The following is a 16,818-nucleotide window of genomic DNA, read 5'->3' as shown; positions in this document are numbered from 1 at the left end:
CCCTCTTGCCGCGGCCCACGAATCGGCCTAGAGAGCGTACCGTACGGTACGGTACGCCTTTCGAGATGATGCAGGCCAGCGCCACAACAGAGCAGGAAGCGCCCTCGGCACGCCAGCAGGCGGTGCTGGACGCCGTGCTCGGCCTCATGGTCGAGGACGGCGAGCAACTGACCATGGACGCCGTCGCGCGCCGGGCGAGCTGCTCGAAGGAGACGCTCTACAAGTGGTTCGGCGACCGGGACGGGTTGCTGACCGCGACGGTGCGCTGGCAGGCCTCGCGGGTCCATGCCGGGCACGACGCCGCGCAGGTGCTCGACGGCGCGACCCTGCGCGAGCGCCTGCAGGATTTCGCCGTCACGTGGCTGGAGGTCATCACCGGCCCGACCTCGGTGGCGCTGAACCGGATCGCCATCGCGCATGCCGGGTCGCACAAGAGCAATCTCGGCGGCATCGTCCTGGCGAACGGGCGCTTTGCCATCGGCGAGCGGGTGAAGCCCGTGCTGGAGGCGGGGCGTGCCGCCGGCCTGTTGACCTTCGCCGACAGCGAGGCCGCCTTTCGCACCTTCTTCGGCCTCGTCGGCCGGGATATTCAGATCCGACTTCTGCTCGGCGAGACCCTCGATTTCGACGGGGCAGAGATCCGGCGCGATGCGGGGCGCGCCGTCGAGCAGTTCCTGGCCCTCTACGGCCAGGCCAAACCCGACCCGAACCACCAGGACTGACGAGGAGACAGACATGCGGGTGTATTACGATCGCGACGCCGACCTGAACCTGATCAAGGGCAAGAAGGTCGCCATCGTCGGCTACGGCAGCCAGGGCCACGCCCACGCGCTCAACCTGCGCGATTCCGGCGTGAAGGACATCGTCATCGCGCTGCGCGAGGGCTCCGCCACGGCCAAGAAGGCCGAGCACGAGGGCTTCAAGGTCCTGTCGGTCGCCGAGGCCGCCAAGTGGGCCGACGTGGTGATGATGCTCACCCCCGACGAGCTGCAGGGCGACATCTACCGCGAGTCCCTCGAGGGCAACATGAAGCAGGGCGCCGCGCTCCTGTTCGCCCACGGCCTCAACGTCCACTTCAACCTGATCGAGCCGCGCAAGGACCTCGACGTCCTGATGGTCGCCCCGAAGGGCCCGGGCCACACCGTGCGCTCCGAGTACCTGCGCGGCGGCGGCGTGCCGACCCTGATCGCCATCGCGCAGGACGCGTCTGGCAACGCCCACGACCTCGGCCTGTCGTACGCCTCGGCCAATGGCGGCGGCCGCGCCGGCATCATCGAGACGACCTTCAAGGAGGAGTGCGAGACCGACCTGTTCGGCGAGCAGGCCGTGCTGTGCGGCGGCCTCGTCGAGCTGATCAAGGCCGGCTTCGAGACTCTGGTCGAGGCGGGCTACGCCCCCGAGATGGCCTATTTCGAGTGCCTCCACGAGGTGAAGCTGATCGTCGACCTCATCTACGAGGGCGGCATCGCCAACATGAACTACTCGATCTCCAACACGGCCGAGTACGGCGAGTACGTCACCGGCCCGCGCATCGTCACGCCGGAGACCAAGGCCGAGATGAAGCGCGTGCTGAACGACATCCAGTCGGGCACCTTCACCCGCAACTGGATGCTGGAGAACAAGGTCAACCAGACCTCGTTCAAGGCGACCCGCGCCAAGCTCGCCGCCCACCCGATCGAGGAGGTCGGCGCCAAGCTCCGCGGCATGATGCCGTGGATCTCCGAGAAGGCGCTGGTCGACAAGACCCGCAACTGATTGTTTCGGATCGCGCGGCCGGGCTCTGCTCGGCCGCGCTTGAGGGCCGGTCGCGCGAAGGCGTGGCCGGCTCTTCGCGTTCCGGGTTGTCCGGCACCGGAAATCCCGGCCATAAGCCCGGCAGCGGTCTCGCCTGCACGAGGACCGGCAAGCGGAGAGGACACCCATGGCATCGCTCTATTCCGACGCGCACCGGGCGCTGCAGGAGGAGTTCGGCACCACCAAGCTCGCCGTGCGCCTCGACGAGGACTGGGTCCACGACAGCGTCCAGCCGGACGAGGCCGCCTTCATCGGCTCCCGCGACATGTTCTTCCTGTCGACCGTCGATCCGGACGGCATGCCGACCGTCTCCTACAAGGGCGGCCCCACGGGCTTCGTGAAGGTGCTCGACGCCGGCACGCTGGTGTTCCCGGGCTTCGACGGCAACGGCATGTTCTACTCGATGGGCAACATCGAGGGTCAGGCCAAGGTGGGCCTGCTGTTCATCGACTTCGAGACGCCGCACCGCATCCGCGTGCAGGGCCACGCGACGCTGCTGCGCGACGACGCCCTCATGGCCGAGTACACCGAGGCCAAGTACCTCGTGAAGGTCGCGGTCACCAAGATCTGGATCAACTGCCCGCGCTACATCCACAAGTACCAGAAGCTCGAGCAGAACAAGTACGTGCCGCGGCCCGGACGCGAGACCCCGCTCGCCGCCTGGAAGCGCCTCGACCTCGCGGGCGACGTGATCAGCGACGCCGACAAGGCCCGGGTCGCGAAGGAGGGCAAGCTGGAAGTGTCCGAGTACGAGGCGCTGGTCGCCCGCGGCGAGGCCTGACCGCCCGTTCCGGCCGCGCCGCAGTGCCGGACGGCCGGTACGTAATTCAGTTCTCGTCACATGAGATCATGCCAAGTATGCGTCTGCCGCTTCCTATAATAATACAGCATTCGAATGGTGAGTATCCGAGAGCGTGTTTAATATTTCTTGACGGATCGAGCGAAGGGTCTTAGATTTCGTGCAAATTTGCTGATCGCATCTTTGCACGGATCGTTGAGATCATGATTTCGCTCCCACTGCGCGTCGCATTGATCTGCAGCATCCTGATTGCTGCGGTATTCGCGGGTGGGACGACTTTTCTTGCCCGCCGAATCGACGCTTCCTTCGAGGAACAGGCCGCCAAGATACAGTCGGAGACGCTGTCGAACGAGGCGCGCGAGGTCCGCTTTCGCCTCGCGGTGGCGGCCAAGACTGCCGAGAGCATCGCGGCCTCCGCGTCGGCCCTGCGGGCCGGTGGCATCCAGGACCGGGACATCTACGACGCGATGCTGCGCGAGCTTCTGCGCGCCAACCCCAACCTGATCGCGACCTGGACCGGCTGGGAGCCGAACGCTCTGGACGGGCGCGACCGCGCGTTCGCCGGCACAGCCTCCTCGGACGCGAGCGGCCGCTTCATGCCCTACTGGAATCGCGGCAGCGGCACGATCAAGCGGGAGGTTCTCACCGGCTACGAGGCCGAGCCGGACGGCGCCTATTACCTTCAGCCGAAGAAGCTGAACCGCTTGGTGGCCATCGAACCCTACATCTACCCGGTGGCCGGGAAGGACGTCATCATGATGTCGTTCGGCGCGCCGATCAGCGTGGACGGCACGTATCGCGGCACCGCCGGCGTCGACATCGACCTCGGATCCCTGAATGCCGCCCTCGGCGCGGTGAAGCCGTTCGGGACCGGCTACCTGGCGGTGATCTCGGCGAGCGGGACGACCGTGGCGCATCCGACCGGCGCGGCGGCCGGAAAGCCGATGCACGGCTTCGACGCGTCGGCGGCCGACGCGGCCAAGCAGGCGATCACCGCGGGCGCCGTGGTGGTCACCGACGCGCCGGGTCCGGACGGGGCGCCGTGGCGGTACATGGCGCAGCATATCCAGGCAGGCGAGACGCCCGACCGATGGGCCATCGTCGTCGCGGTGCCGGTGGCGACGCTCACGGCCGCCGCCGACCAGGCGCGCGCGACGCTGATCGGCATCTCGGTCCTCTGCGTGCTGATCGGATGCGCCGTCGTCTTCGGTGCGCTGCACCGCCTCGTCGGAAAGCCGATCCGCGCGCTCGGCCGGACCATCGGCGACATGGCGGCGGGCGATTACGAGGCGGACGTGCCCCAGGCGCGGCGCCGCGACGAGGTCGGGCTGGTCGGGCGGGCCGTGCTGACGCTGCGCGATGGCCTGCGGGCGCAGGCGCAGGCCGACGCGCGGGCGCGGGCGGACGCCCAAGCCGCGGCCGACCGCGACCGCAAGCGGGTGACCGCGGATCTCGCCAACGCCTTCGAGCAGGCGGTCGGCGGCATCGTCGAGACGGTCACGAACGCGGCCACCGAGCTCCAGGCCACGGCCCAGGGGCTGGCCGCCACGGCCTCTGAGACCGCCGGCCAGTCGACCACCGTGGCGGCCGGGGCCGCGGAGGCCGCCTCCAACGTCCGGGCCGCGGCCTCGGCGGCCGAGGAGCTCGGCAGCTCCGTGGAGGAGATCGGGCGTCAGGTCCAGGGATCCGCCCAGCTCGCGCGGGCCGCGGCCGACGAGGCCGGGCGCACGGTGCGGCTGGTCGAGGATCTGAGCGCGGCGGTGATGAAGATCGGGGACGTGGTGGCGCTGATCAGCGGCATCGCCGGCCAGACCAACCTGCTGGCCCTCAACGCCACCATCGAGGCGGCCCGCGCCGGCGAGGCGGGCCGGGGCTTCGCGGTCGTGGCCGCCGAGGTGAAGGCGCTGGCGAGCCAGACCGCGCGGGCCACCGATGAGATCGCGGATCAGATCTCCCGCGTCCAGACCTCGACCGCGCAGGCGGCCTCGGCGATCGGCAGCATCACGACGCGCGTCGACGAGATCAGCGGCGTGGCCACGACGATCGCGGCCGCGGTCGAGCAGCAGGGAGCGGCAACGCAGGAGATCGTCCGCAACGTGACCCAGGCCGCCGCCGGCACGGGCGAGGTGACCACGAACATCGCCCGCGTGGCCGACGCCGCCGACATGACCGGCTCGGCCGCCGGCCAGGTGCTGGATTCGTCCGCGAACCTGTCGCGTCAGTCCGAACACCTCCGGACGGAGGTCAGCCGCTTCCTCGGAACGGTGCGCGCGGCCTGAAATCCGTCGAGCGGGCGGCCGCGCACTACGGGGCCCTTCGGGCGACGATGAACACCCGCGGGAAGCCGAGCAGGCGCCGCCCGTCGCTGCGCGGCGGGTAGGCCCCGTCGATCGCGCGCGCGTAGGCGTCCAGGAAGCCGGCCCGGTGCTCGGGGTCCAGCGGGTCGAGGAAGGGGCGTAGCCCGGTGGCGCTCACCCAATCCACGATGGCGGCGGCGTCCGCCATGCGGTGGTGATAGGCGGTGCGCCAGACATCGACCTCGGCGGCCAGCGGCGCCAGCAGATCGTAATAGGCCGACGGCTCCAGCACCCGCCCGAGGCGGCCGGCCACGGCCGGGTCGCCGATCGCCGCCGCCCAGGGGCCGTCCGCCGCGACTTCGCGCATCAGGCGATGGGTGGGCTCGGCGAGGTTGTCGGGCATCTGCACGGCGAGCACGCCGCCCGGCGCGAGAAGACCGAACAGCCGCGGCAGCAGGCTCGCGTGGTCCGGCAGCCATTGCAGCACGGCGTTGGCGTAGATCAGGTCCGGCGTGCGCTCCGGAATCCAGGTCGCGGCGTCGGCCAGCGCGAAGGCGAGGCCCGGGAGCCGGGCGCGGGCGCTCTCCAGCATGGCGGGCGAGGTGTCGAGGCCGATCACCGCGGCGTCGGGGAAGCGCGCCGCGATCAGCGCGGTGGAATTGCCCGGCCCGCAGCCGAGATCGACGGCCAGCCGTGGCGCGTCGAGGGGCACGCGGGCGAGGAGCTCGGCGGCGGGGCGGGTCCGCTCGTCCTCGAAGCGGGTGTAGAGGGCGGGGTTCCAGTCGGCCATCGCAACCCTCCGTCCAGTCCGTTCAGCAGCCGAGCCGGTCGGCGAGATCCGCGAGGTCCCGCGCCGCATAGGTGACCGGCACCGTCGGCGCGGCCTCGCCACCGGCCGGCCCGTGCTCCTGCGGGCGGGCGATATGGGCGGTGGACAGCCCGTGGCTTGCCGCCGCCGCCAGATCGTTGGAATGGGCTGCGACCATCATCGTCTCGCCCGCCGCGAAGCCGAAGGCCGCGACGGCGTCGCGGTAGAGCGCCGGCTTCGGCTTGTAGTCGCGGGAATAGCCGGCGCCGAGCACCGCGTCGAAGATCAGGCCGTTGCGGCGAGCGAGGTCGGCCATCAGCCGGACATGCCCGTTCGAGTTCGGCGCCAGGAGGTGTTTTGCGCGCAGGCGCCGCAGCGCGTCCGGCACCTCGGGCCAGGCGTCGAGCCGGTGCCACGCCTGAACCAGCTCGCTCCGGACGTCCTCCGGCACGCCCGCGATGCCGAACTGCGCCAGCACGTCGGGCAGGGACTCCGCCTGGAGCGTGTCCAGATCGACGAAGGCCCGGGCGCCGGAACGCACCGTCTCCATGGACGGGTTGTAGCGGGCGCGCCACGCATCCGCGAAGGCGCCGCCATCGAGGCCCGGCGCGACGGGCGCCAGCAGCCGCGCCGCCTCGCGGGCGACGCCGGAGCGCCAGTCGACGAGCGTCCCGAAGACGTCGAAGACGAGCGCGCGGACGGTCACCGCACCGCCTGAAGGCTCGGACCGCGCCGCACGAAGCCGACGATGTCCTTGACCGCGTCCAGCGTCTGCGCCGCGATGGTCTCGGCCCGGGCAGAGCCATCGGCCAGCACGGCGTCGATATGGCCGGGATCGGCCGTGAGGCGGCGCATCTCCCCGGCGATCGGCGCGAGGCTCGTTACCGCGAGGTCGGCGAGCGCCGGCTTGAAGGCCGAGAATTGCGCCCCGCCGTAGTCGCGCAGCACCTCTTCGCGGGTGATGCCGGCGAGCGCCGCGTAGATCCCCACGAGGTTGTCGGCCTCGGGCCGCTCCTTCAGCCCCGCCACCTCGGAGGGCAGGGGCTCCGGATCGGTCTTCGCCCGGCGGATCTTCTGGGCGATGGCGTCGGCCTCGTCCGTGAGATTGATGCGGGAATTGTCGGACGGGTCCGACTTCGACATCTTCTTGGTGCCGTCGCGCAACGACATGACCCGGGCGGCCGGGCCGCCGATCAGCGGCTCGGTGATCGGGAAGAACGCGTCGCCGTGGCCATGCGCCGCGATCGAGCCGGCGAAGTCGGTGTTGAACTTCTGGGCGATGTCCCGGGTCAACTCCAGGTGCTGCTTCTGGTCCTCGCCGACGGGGACATGCGTCGCCCGGTAGGCCAGGATGTCGGCGGCCATCAGCACCGGGTAATCGTAGAGGCCGATCGAGGCGTTCTCCCGGTCCTTGCCGGCCTTCTCCTTGAACTGGGTCATGCGGTTCAGCCAGCCGAGGCGGGCGACGCAGTTGAACACCCAGGCGAGCTCGGCGTGCTGCGGCACCTGGCTCTGGTTGAACACGATCGAGCGCTTCGGATCGATGCCGGCGGCGAGGAACGCGGCCGTGACCTCGCGGATCTGGCCGCGCAGGGCCTCAGGGTCCTGCCAGACGGTGATCGCGTGCAGGTCGACGACGCAATAGAGGCATTGCGCGTCGCGTTCCTGCATCTCCACGAAGCGCTTCACCGCCCCGAGGTAATTGCCGAGATGCAGGTTGCCGGTGGGCTGGACGCCCGAGAAGACCAATTCGGTGAACGCGGCCATCGGCGCCGATCCTGAGCAAGGTAAGACCGGGGCTCCGCGCCGTCCGGGCGCGGGGTTACTCGCACCCGTAGGCCGGAATGGTCAAGGACGCGCTCACGGCTCCCGCATGGGCAGCTTCGCGCTCGGGCAGAGGTCGACCAGGACGCAGCGCCCGCATGCCGGGCGATGATGATGGCAGACCTTCTGGCCGTGCAGCATCAGGATCTCGTGATTGTCGTAGAGATCCTGCGCGCTCCAGTCGGCGGGGAGCTGCGCTCGCAGGATCGGGTGCGACGGGCCGACATCGACCTTCTTGCCGATCAGCCCGAGACGCTGCGCCACCCGGTGATGGTGGCTGTCCACCGGCAGGGCCGGCATCCGCAGGGTGGAGAAGGACAGGACCGCCGCGCTGGTCTTGGGGCCGACGCCCGGGATCGCCTGCAGCCACGCCCGCGCCGCCTCGACTTCCATGTCGGCCAGGAAGGCAAGGTCGAGGGTTCCGCACCGGTCACGCAGGCCCCGGAGCACGTCGCGGATGCGCGGCGCCTTGAGCTCCGGCCAGGTCACGCCCGCGATGGCGGCCTCGATCTCCGGCACGTCCGCGTCGATCACCGCCTCCCAGTCCGGGAAGCGCGCCCGCAGCGCCTTGAACGCTCGGCCCGACTCCGCGTTGCGGGTCCTGTGCGACAGGAGCGATGAGACGAGTTCGCTCACCGGATCGAGGCTGTGGAAGTACGGGATCGGGCAGCCGTAGACCGGGCAGAGCCGGGCATGGACGGCGAGCGCCTTCTCGGCGAGAGCCGGATCCGTGGCGGCGGGGGCCGCCTTGCGGCGCGGGTGCGGGACGGTCCCGGTTCTGAGGTCGGCGGCGGGCATGGAGGGCGAATCCGCGAGCCGGCGCCCCTGTTCCTGCCGGGGCGGGGCAGCGGCGATCTGTCCGCCGCGTCGGGTTCGCACGCCGGAGAGGCTGCGCCGCTTGCGCGTCTCCGGTGGAGAGCGCGGCCGGCGGCAGCGTGCGGCCTGCCCCTCTCCCGGGCGGGAGAGGGGACCCGCTCCCGATCCCGAAGCGCTCGCCGCAGTCGCGTGCGACGCCGCAGACCCGCGCCGGATGGCGGTCGCCTACTTCACCAGGGCGTAGATGTTCACGTCGAGGTTGTCGTCGGTGCTGTCCTTCAGGTCGGTGGCGTATTCCTCCACGAACCGGTCCTGCACCACGATGTCCTTGGCATCGAGATAGGCGGTCAGCGTCTCGTAGGTGCTGTCGATCGACTCGTAGGAGCCCTTGTGGGCGAAGCGCAGCGCCTTGCCGGAAGGCGTCGTGCCGAAGCGCAGGCCGTCGGTCTCGGCCGGCGCTGGGCTCGGCGCGGCCGCCACCGGGATCATCGCCTCGAACTCGAAGCCGTCATCGTCGGTGCGGGTGAAGACCGCCAGCGGCCGGCCGGCCGGCGCGACGCCGAGCTTGGCGAGGTCGGCCTCGATCCGCGTGAAGGCCTGCTTCAGGTTCGGCAAGGCCTCTTCCCACTTGGTCTTGCCGGACAGGATCGCGGCGGGCTTGGCCGGCAAGGTGACCTCATCGACGTCCCCGGGATCGCCGGCCTTCTCGATCAGCGTCGGGCGGGCGGGTGTTCCTGCCGGCGCTCCCACCGCGGACTGGCCCGCGGGCGGGGGCGCCACCGATTGCTGGGGGGCCGGGGCCGCGCTCTTGCCCGGATCGGCCACCGGGTTCGGCGCCGTCGTCGTCGGCAGCGGGTTCGTCTGGGCCGGCGCGGGCGCCGTGGACGGCGGCGGCGCGGGCTGCTGTTGCGCGGCGATCGGGCCGCCGGACGCGAGCACGAGAGCGGCCGAGAGGGCGACGAGCGGACGAAGGCGGATCACGGTGGGCGCTCCGGTCGAGGCCCGTGGATGATCGCGCGGGCTCCCGCCGCGTAACCTAGTGGCGAACGGGACGGCCCGCGAGGGCGCCGCGGACGAGAGCCGCGGGTGCGGCGCATCTGCCACGCCGCAGCACCCCTCGCGCCGGGCTGCGGCTTTTGCGATATAGCCGGCTCCTCCCTTGAGTTGCGGGACCGCATGAGCGCACTCGCCCATAGACGCTTCCTGAAGATGCACGGCGCCGGCAACGCGATCGTGGTGCTGGACCTGCGCGGATCCTCCGCGACGGTGCGCCCCGAGGAGGCGCGGGCGATCGCGCAGGATCCCGGCTCGGCCTTCGACCAGCTCATGGTCCTGCACGATCCCGTGAGCCCGGGCACGGACGCGTTTATGCGGATCTACAACACCGACGGATCGGAATCGGGCGCCTGCGGCAACGGTACCCGCTGCGTCGCCTACGCGATGCTCGACGACCCGGCCATGGCCCGACCGGCCGAGGGCGGGCGGCTCATCCTGGAGACCGAAGCGGGCCTGCTGGGCGTGCGCCGCGTCTCGGAGCGGGCCTTCACGGTCGATATGGGCCGGCCGCGGCTCGCCTGGGACGAGATCCCCCTGTCGGAGCCGTTCCCCGACACGCGCCGGATCGAGCTGCAGATCGGCCCGATCGACGATCCGATCCTGCACTCGCCGGGCGTCGTGAACATGGGCAACCCGCACGCAGTGTTCTTCGTGGAGCAGGATCCCGACAGCTTCGATCTCGCCCGGATCGGCCCGATGCTGGAGAACCACCCGCTCTTCCCGGAGCGCGCCAACATCTCGGTGGCGCAGGTGACAAGCCGCGAGACGATCAAGCTCCGCGTCTGGGAGCGGGGCGCCGGGCTGACGCTCGCCTGCGGCACCGCGGCCTGCGCCACCGTGGTGGCCGCCTCGCGCCTGCGGATGATCGGCCGGCAGGCCAGCGTCGCGCTGCCGGGCGGCGAGCTGTTCGTCGAGTGGCGGGCCGACGACCACGTCCTGATGACCGGCCCGGTCGCGCTCGTCGCCGAGGGGACCCTGGCGCCGGAGCTGTTCGACAGCGCGGCCTGATGGCGGTCGAGACCCTCACCTTCGGCTGCCGCCTCAACACCGTCGAGTCCGAGGCGCTGCGGGGCCACGCGGCGGCGGACGGACGCGACCGCGTGGTGGTGAACACCTGCGCGGTGACCACCGAGGCGGGGCGGCAGGCCCGCAAGGCGATCCGGCGCATCGCCCGGGAGCGGCCCGGCGCCGAGATCGTCGTCACCGGCTGCGGCGCCGAGGTCGAGACGGAGGCCTACGCGGCCATGCCTGAGGTCGCGCGGCTCGTCGGCAACGCCGAGAAGTTGCGGCCGGAGGGCTGGTCGGCGGCCGCGACCGGTCCGGGCGCCGTCATGGCGGCGCGGGCGGCGGAGCCGACGCGGATCGAGGCCGTGGCCGGGCACACCCGCGCCTTCGTGCCCGTGCAGAACGGCTGCGACCACCGCTGCACCTTCTGCGTGATCCCGTTCGGGCGGGGCGTCTCCCGCTCGGTGCCGCCCTCCGACGTGATCGCGCAGATCGAGACCATCGTGGCGCATGGCGGGCGCGAGGTGGTCCTCACCGGTGTCGACCTCACGGCCTATGGCCGGGATCTTGCCGGACCATCCCTGTCCCTCGGCGGCCTCGTGCGGGCGATCCTCCGGGCGGTGCCCGACCTCGCGCGCCTGCGCCTCTCCTCGATCGACTCCGTCGAGGCCGACGATTCGCTGCTCGCGGCGATCGCCGAGGAGGCGCGGCTGATGCCGCACCTGCACCTGTCGCTGCAGGCCGGCGACGACCTGATCCTCAAGCGCATGAAGCGCCGCCACCTGCGCGCCGACGCGATCCGCTTCTGCGAGACCGTGCGGCGTCTGCGGCCCGACATGGTGTTCGGCGCCGACCTGATCGCGGGCTTCCCGACGGAGACGGAGGCGCAGTTCGCCCGCTCCCTCGACCTCGTGGCGGAATGCGGCCTGACGCACCTGCACGTCTTCCCCTATTCCCCGCGCCCCGGAACGCCGGCCGCGCGGATGCCGCCGGTGGATCCCGAGGCCATTCGCGCGCGGGCGGCGCGGCTGCGCGCGGCCGGCGCGGACGCCCTGCACCGGCACCTCGACGCCCAGGTCGGCCGGCGCCTCACGGTGCTGGCGGAGCGCGGTCGAATCGGGCGGAGCGCGGATTTCACCGCGGTGCGCTTGCCGGGCGCGGCCGAGGCGGGGACGTTCCACGACGTCGCCATCGCCGGCCACGACGGCACGCGGCTCATCGGCGCCTAGCGCGCCTGCGGCTCACGCCGGCATTGCGGCGACGGCCTCGGCGATGTGCGGCGGCGGCGGTGCCGTCACGGTGATCGCCTCCCGCTTCGGGTAGAGCGGGATCGACAAGGTCCGGGCGTGGAGGTGCAGCGCACTCCCGCGGGGTGCCCCGCCGTAGATCGCGTCGCCCAGGATCGGCCAGCCCGAGGCGGCGCAATGGACCCGAAGCTGGTGGGTGCGGCCCGTGACCGGCTTCAGCTCCAGCCAGGTCCGCCCCATGGCGCGGCCGAGCACCCGCCAGTGCGTCAGCGACGGGTCGCCCGCGGGATCGGCCTTCATCCACCACGAGCGCGGATCGTCCGAGCGGCGGGCGAGCGGCAGGTCGATCCGACCGGCCTCCTCGGCCGGGCCGCCCTCAACGAGGGCCCAATAGGTCTTCTCGACGGTGCTGCCGGAAAACAGCTTGCCGAGCCGCGCCAGCGCCTTGGCGTGGCGGCCGAGCGCCAGGCAGCCGGAGGTGTCCCGGTCGAGCCGGTGCGCGGCCTCCGGCCGCCGGGGCAGGCCGAAGCGGAGGGCGTCGAGGTGGTCGGTGAGCGTCTCGCCGCCGCGGGGGCCCGGATGGACCGGCAAACCCGCCGGCTTGTCGATGACGAGCAGCAGGGCATCGCGGTAGAGGAGGCGCGCGCCTATGTCGAAGGCGTTGGACATCCGGATCGGCTAGAGGGTCGGTGTCGGCGGGGCAAGGTGGGGCGAGGACGCGAATTCATGGCGAGCGAGGAGAAGCCCGGCTGGTTCGGACGCCTGTTCGGGCGCAAAGGCCAGAGTGCCGCCGACGAGAAGCCCGAGGCCGAGCTGCCCGCGGAGGCGGCCTCGCCGTCCGAGGGGCAGCCCGATTTCGCCACCGGCGCCGAGGATGTCGAGCAGGTCCCCCTGCCGCCCGAGGACAACGCGGAGCCCGTCGCCGACGTCGTCGAGGGGGCGGATCTGCTGCCCATCGAGGGCGAGCCTGAGCGTCCGCCGGCCGGCACCGCCGGCGACGATCCCGCGCACGGCGCCGACCCGGTCGATACCGGCGAGGCCAACCGGGAACCGGTGGTCGAGCCGATGCCCGACATCCAGCCGATCGACAGCGCCGCGGCGCTCGCCCACGACGCGGGGGCCGGGCCGGACCGCGAGCCGGAGGCCAAGGGCTGGTGGAGCCGCCTCACCTCCGGGATGAAGCGGACCTCGTCGGCCCTGTCGGACCGCGTCACCGGCCTGTTCACCAAGCGCAAGCTCGACGCCACCACCCTGGAGGATCTGGAGGACGCGCTGATCCAGGCCGATTTCGGCCTGGAGACCGCCATGCGGGTCTCGGAGGCCGTCGGCAAGGGCCGCTACGAGAAGGGCATCTCGCCCGATGAGGTGCGGGCGATTTTGGCGAGTGAGGTCGAGCGGGCGCTTGAGCCCGTGGCGGTGCCCCTCGCCATCGATGCCACCAGGAAGCCGTTCGTGATCCTGACCGTCGGGGTGAACGGCGCCGGCAAGACCACGACGCTCGGCAAGCTCGCCTCGAAGCTGCGCGCGGAGGGGCGCACCGTGATGCTGGCGGCGGGCGACACGTTCCGGGCGGCGGCGATCGACCAGCTCAAGGTCTGGGGCGCGCGCACCGGCACGCCGGTGGTGAGCGGCGCGCAGGGCGCGGACGCGGCCGGCCTCGCCTTCGACGCCCTCAAGCAGGCCTCCGCCGCCGGGACCGACGTGCTGCTGATCGACACCGCCGGCCGGCTCCAGAACAAGGCCGGCCTGATGGCGGAGCTGGAGAAGATCGTCCGCGTGCTGCGCAAGCAGGACCCGGAGGCGCCGCACGCCACGCTCCTTGTCCTCGACGCCACGGTCGGCCAGAACGCGCTCAGCCAGGTGGAGCTGTTCTCGCAGGCCGCGCCGGTCTCGGGGCTGGTGATGACCAAGCTCGACGGCACCGCCCGGGGCGGCATCCTGGTCGCGCTGGCGGCGAAATTCGGTCTGCCGGTCCATTTCATCGGCGTCGGCGAGGGCGTGGAGGATCTGGAGCCCTTCGCGGCCCGCGACTTCGCCCGCGCGATCGCCGGGCTCGAGAAGGATTAGCGCGGCCGCCCGCCGATCGTCGGTGCGCGATGTCATGGACAACGCGCGCTTCGCGTTCCACACCCCCCGGCAGATCCCGTTCGGCGCTCCCAGCCAATTGTGAGCGCCGCAACCGAGCCAATCGAGCGTATGCAGATCGAATCCGTCCCCCCCCACCGCCACCTGCCGCCGCTCGTGAAGCTGGCGCTGGAACTCGGGCCGCTGGTGCTGTTCTTCCTCGGCAACGCCTATTCGGAGAAGTTCGGCGTCGCCCCGGACCAGAAGCTGTTCGTGGCCACGGGCGTGTTCATCGCGGCGACCGTGGTGGCGCTGGCGATCCACTACGTGATGGTGCGCCGCCTGCCGATCATGCCCCTCGTGTCGGGTGTCGTCGTGGTGGTGTTCGGCGGCCTCACGCTGCTCCTGCAGGACAAGACCTTCATCATGGTCAAGCCGACCATCGTGAATTCGCTGTTCGGGACGGTGCTGCTCGGCGGCCTCGCCTTCGGGCGCTCGCTGCTGTCGGTGGTGCTCGACTCGATGTTCAGCCTCACCGAGGAGGGCTGGCGCAAGCTCACCTTCCGCTGGGGCGTGTTCTTCTTCGTCCTGGCCGCCCTCAACGAGGTGGTGTGGCGGACCCAGACGGAGGATTTCTGGGTCAATTTCAAGGTGTTCGGCATCATGCCGATCACCGTGCTGTTCGCCCTGGCGCAGACGCCGCTCCTCACGCGCTACGAGCGCAAGCGCCCGCAGCCGGAGGCGTAGCGGCGGCGGCGCCGCTCCCGGGCCGCTACTGCGCCGCCGCCACCTTTCCGGCGGCGCGGATCCGCGCGAGGACGCTCGAAAAATTCTCCGGCGTGAGGATGCCGACCAGCTTGTCGCGGATCACGCCGTCCGGCCCGATGATGAAGGTCTCGGGCACGCCGTAGACGCCGAAATCGATCGCCGCCCGGCCGCCGGCATCGGCGCCAACCGCACTGAACGGCACGCCGTGCCGGGTCAGGAAGCGCTGGCCGGCTTCGGGGCTCGGCTCCTTGTAGTCGATGCCGACGAGCCGGATGCCCGGTTCCTTCGCCAGCCGCATCAGCATCGGGTGCTCCACCTGGCAGGGCGCGCACCACGAGGCGAAGACGTTGAGCACCGTGATCTGGCCCTTCAGATCCGCGCTCGACAGGCCGGGCACGGGCGCGCCGCCGGCATTCAGCCCCGGCACGGCGGGCAGAGCGAAGTGCGGGACCGGCTTGCCGATCATGGCGGAGGGCAGGGCGGCCGGGTCGGCGCCGGAGCGCAGGCGCAGGAACAGCACGGCGGCGAGCGCCGCGAAGGCGAGCGCCGGCGCGATCAGCAGCAGCGAGCGGCGCACCGGCGGCGGCCGCCCGGTCGCTTCGTCGAGGGGCATGGTCATCGCCGGTCCTCGCCGAAACCTTTCAGGGCGCGCAGCTGCGTCCGGCGATCGCGCAGGGCGTTGCCGACCAGGCCGACCATGACCAGGGCGGTGAACGCGAAGGCGGCGAGGATGAAGCCGCCATGAGACCCGAGATCCATCGCGGCCCCCTTAGACCGGTTGACTGACCGGCATGGAGGCCGGTGTCGGAGTGAGGCGCGGCTGGGCACGGTCGAGGCGTTCGGCTTCGCGGATCGTCAGCGTCCGAACGCGGCGGCGCATGATCTCGGTACGCATCGCGTAGAGATGCAGCGTGCTCCCGCCCAGAGTCGCGGCGGCGATCATGATCAGCAGCGGGTAGAGCATCGAGGGATCGATGGTCGACCCGCCCATGCGCAGGATCGAGGCCGGCTGGTGCAGGGTCGACCACCAGTTCACCGAGAACTTGATGATCGGCAGGTTCACGGCACCGACCAGCGTCAGGATCGCCACCGCGCGGGCGGCTCGGTTCGGATCTTCCAGGGTCCGCCACAGGGCGATGATGCCGCAATAGATCAGCAGCAGGATCAGCATGGAGGTCAGGCGCGCGTCCCAGACCCAGTAGGTGCCCCACATCGGCTTGCCCCAGAGGGAGCCGGTCACGAGGCAGATCAGCGTGAAGGCGGCCCCGATCGGCGCCGCCGCCCGCTGGGCGACGTCGGCGAGCGGGTGGCGCCAGACCAGGGTGCCGATCGCCGACAGGCTCATCGCGCCGTAGAAGAACACGCCGAGCCAGGCTGCGGGGACGTGGATGTACATGATCCGCACGGTCTCGCCCTGCTGGTAGTCGGGCGGCACCACGAAGAAGGTCTGGTACAGGCCCAGGGCCAGGACGGCGAGCGAGAGGGCCGTGAGCCACGGCACCAGCATTCCCGACCACCGCATGAAGTGGCTGGGATTCGACAGGCGGGTCCAGAGGGATGGCGTCATCGCGGCAGCTGTCTCGGACATCGTGGAGGCGGTCTAGCCTAGGGTGCGGTGCAGCAACAATGCGGGCCCTCGGCGCAGTCTGCGGGACCGCCGAGATGTGGTCACGCGCTGGGCCGGTTCGAGCCTGGGCGGTCGGCCGGTGGCGGAGGCGGCTGGAGAGGCGCCGGACGTGGATGTGCCGCTTTGCTGCGTCCCCGGATGGCCGTACCGGGAAGCAGCCCGTCGTTCCGGGGCGCCGCAGACGAGCCCGCGATCCAGAGGCGACGACGGTGCAGGATCTCGGAGACGCGGCGCGGCCCCGCGATGACGGCGGGAAGTGGCGGGCCACAGCGCGTGTCGCGCCGCCCGCACCTTGACAATGTTCCTATTTTGTGCTTCCTAGCCGCACCTGCCCACGGCGCTTCGGGAGCGATCCCGCGGCGTCCTTCGGGGGCGCGTCCGGTGGCTGACCGGGCGGGTCCGTGGGTGAGGGCGGTGCCTGCGTCGGTGGCTCTCAGCCGCCATCGCCCCGGGCGGCGAACCGGTACGGGGCGTGTCTCGGTGGCGGGCGTGAGACCGGGCGGTGCTTTGCCCGGCGGGTGCGGAAATGCCCCTGCGCCGACCCGCTTCTGGGCTGACCCTGAGCGACCTGCGGACCCGCCCACGACGAGGCGGGACGGCTGGAAGGCCACGGCGCTGATAGCGGGTTCCGGAGGTGCGTGCGCCTCGCAGAGACCGCTTGGCAGGCAGGCGCAGGTCCGGGGCGTCGAAAGACACCGCGACGAGAAAGACGG

At 71.3% G+C, this 16,818-nt stretch carries 17 protein-coding genes; 8 read left to right on the top strand and 9 right to left on the bottom strand.

Annotated features, from left to right (window positions below; genetic code table 11):
* The first annotated feature begins 65 nt into the window (after window positions 1-65).
* The 4 genes from BLT59_RS28705 (at window position 66) to BLT59_RS28690 (ending at window position 4,872) form a co-directional block, all read left to right on the top strand.
* Window positions 66-722 (top strand): TetR/AcrR family transcriptional regulator C-terminal domain-containing protein, encoded by a 657-nt coding sequence (locus BLT59_RS28705; RefSeq protein ID WP_091789184.1) that lies wholly within the window; start codon window positions 66-68, stop codon window positions 720-722.
* A gap of 13 nt (window positions 723-735) precedes the next feature.
* A complete protein-coding gene (gene ilvC, locus BLT59_RS28700; RefSeq protein WP_012322218.1) occupies window positions 736-1,755 on the top strand; it encodes a ketol-acid reductoisomerase in 1,020 nt (339 codons plus the stop codon).
* A gap of 166 nt (window positions 1,756-1,921) precedes the next feature.
* Window positions 1,922-2,575 (top strand): pyridoxamine 5'-phosphate oxidase family protein, encoded by a 654-nt coding sequence (locus BLT59_RS28695; protein ID WP_091789181.1) that lies wholly within the window; start codon window positions 1,922-1,924, stop codon window positions 2,573-2,575.
* Between the two features lie 221 nt (window positions 2,576-2,796).
* Window positions 2,797-4,872 carry a methyl-accepting chemotaxis protein gene (locus BLT59_RS28690; RefSeq protein ID WP_091789179.1) on the top strand — a complete coding sequence of 692 codons (2,076 nt, stop codon included), beginning with the start codon at window positions 2,797-2,799 and terminating at the stop codon, window positions 4,870-4,872.
* A gap of 25 nt (window positions 4,873-4,897) precedes the next feature.
* Here BLT59_RS28690 and tam read toward each other — a convergent pair whose 3' ends face one another.
* From tam to BLT59_RS28665, 5 genes are all read right to left on the bottom strand, one after another.
* Window positions 4,898-5,680: a trans-aconitate 2-methyltransferase gene (tam, locus tag BLT59_RS28685; RefSeq protein ID WP_091789176.1), complete on the bottom strand. Its 783-nt coding sequence runs from the start codon at window positions 5,678-5,680 to the stop codon at window positions 4,898-4,900.
* Between the two features lie 22 nt (window positions 5,681-5,702).
* Window positions 5,703-6,404: a haloacid dehalogenase type II gene (locus tag BLT59_RS28680; RefSeq protein WP_091789173.1), complete on the bottom strand. Its 702-nt coding sequence runs from the start codon at window positions 6,402-6,404 to the stop codon at window positions 5,703-5,705.
* The gene (gene trpS / locus BLT59_RS28675) at window positions 6,401-7,465 is read right to left on the bottom strand and encodes a tryptophan--tRNA ligase (RefSeq protein WP_091789170.1); all 1,065 of its coding nucleotides are present in this window, start codon (window positions 7,463-7,465) and stop codon (window positions 6,401-6,403) included. The genes BLT59_RS28680 and trpS overlap by 4 nt, the downstream gene beginning before the upstream one ends.
* Before the next feature lie 93 nt (window positions 7,466-7,558).
* Window positions 7,559-8,320 carry an endonuclease III domain-containing protein gene (locus BLT59_RS28670; RefSeq protein WP_091789167.1) on the bottom strand — a complete coding sequence of 254 codons (762 nt, stop codon included), beginning with the start codon at window positions 8,318-8,320 and terminating at the stop codon, window positions 7,559-7,561.
* A 243-nt stretch (window positions 8,321-8,563) separates the two neighbouring features.
* The gene (locus BLT59_RS28665; RefSeq protein WP_091789164.1) at window positions 8,564-9,319 is read right to left on the bottom strand and encodes a GyrI-like domain-containing protein; all 756 of its coding nucleotides are present in this window, start codon (window positions 9,317-9,319) and stop codon (window positions 8,564-8,566) included.
* Window positions 9,320-9,514: 195 nt separating this feature from the next.
* Between BLT59_RS28665 and dapF the strand changes: the two genes are divergently transcribed.
* Both dapF and mtaB read left to right on the top strand, forming a co-directional pair.
* Window positions 9,515-10,402 carry a diaminopimelate epimerase gene (gene dapF / locus BLT59_RS28660; protein ID WP_091789161.1) on the top strand — a complete coding sequence of 296 codons (888 nt, stop codon included), beginning with the start codon at window positions 9,515-9,517 and terminating at the stop codon, window positions 10,400-10,402.
* The gene (mtaB, locus tag BLT59_RS28655) at window positions 10,402-11,628 is read left to right on the top strand and encodes a tRNA (N(6)-L-threonylcarbamoyladenosine(37)-C(2))-methylthiotransferase MtaB (protein WP_091789159.1); all 1,227 of its coding nucleotides are present in this window, start codon (window positions 10,402-10,404) and stop codon (window positions 11,626-11,628) included. The genes dapF and mtaB overlap by 1 nt, the downstream gene beginning before the upstream one ends.
* A 12-nt stretch (window positions 11,629-11,640) precedes the next feature.
* Here mtaB and BLT59_RS28650 read toward each other — a convergent pair whose 3' ends face one another.
* Window positions 11,641-12,315 (bottom strand): RluA family pseudouridine synthase, encoded by a 675-nt coding sequence (locus BLT59_RS28650; RefSeq protein ID WP_091789156.1) that lies wholly within the window; start codon window positions 12,313-12,315, stop codon window positions 11,641-11,643.
* A gap of 57 nt (window positions 12,316-12,372) precedes the next feature.
* On the opposite strand from BLT59_RS28650, the gene ftsY reads away from it, so the two are divergent.
* Together ftsY and BLT59_RS28640 are read left to right on the top strand one after the other, a co-directional pair.
* Window positions 12,373-13,713 (top strand): signal recognition particle-docking protein FtsY, encoded by a 1,341-nt coding sequence (gene ftsY / locus BLT59_RS28645; RefSeq protein ID WP_091789153.1) that lies wholly within the window; start codon window positions 12,373-12,375, stop codon window positions 13,711-13,713.
* A gap of 129 nt (window positions 13,714-13,842) precedes the next feature.
* Entirely contained in the window at window positions 13,843-14,457 is a 615-nt protein-coding gene (locus tag BLT59_RS28640) for a septation protein A (RefSeq protein ID WP_091789150.1), read from the top strand.
* Between the two features lie 25 nt (window positions 14,458-14,482).
* Here BLT59_RS28640 and BLT59_RS28635 read toward each other — a convergent pair whose 3' ends face one another.
* From BLT59_RS28635 to BLT59_RS28625, 3 genes are read right to left on the bottom strand one after another with little or no spacing between them, the layout of a single operon-like run.
* Window positions 14,483-15,097, bottom strand: a complete 615-nt coding sequence (locus BLT59_RS28635) for a DsbE family thiol:disulfide interchange protein (protein ID WP_091789147.1) — start codon at window positions 15,095-15,097, stop codon at window positions 14,483-14,485.
* Entirely contained in the window at window positions 15,094-15,237 is a 144-nt protein-coding gene (gene ccmD / locus BLT59_RS28630; protein WP_091789144.1) for a heme exporter protein CcmD, read from the bottom strand. Before ccmD ends, BLT59_RS28635 begins: the two co-directional genes overlap by 4 nt.
* A gap of 10 nt (window positions 15,238-15,247) precedes the next feature.
* A complete protein-coding gene (locus BLT59_RS28625) occupies window positions 15,248-16,045 on the bottom strand; it encodes a heme ABC transporter permease (RefSeq protein WP_091789142.1) in 798 nt (265 codons plus the stop codon).
* Window positions 16,046-16,818: the final 773 nt, after the last annotated feature.

Origin of the sequence: Methylobacterium sp. UNC378MF (genome assembly GCF_900103195.1) — a bacterium.
Lineage (GTDB): Bacteria > Pseudomonadota > Alphaproteobacteria > Rhizobiales > Beijerinckiaceae > Methylobacterium.
The sequence above is the reverse complement of the archived record's forward strand: the minus strand, read 5'-3'. Positions and strand labels throughout refer to the sequence as shown.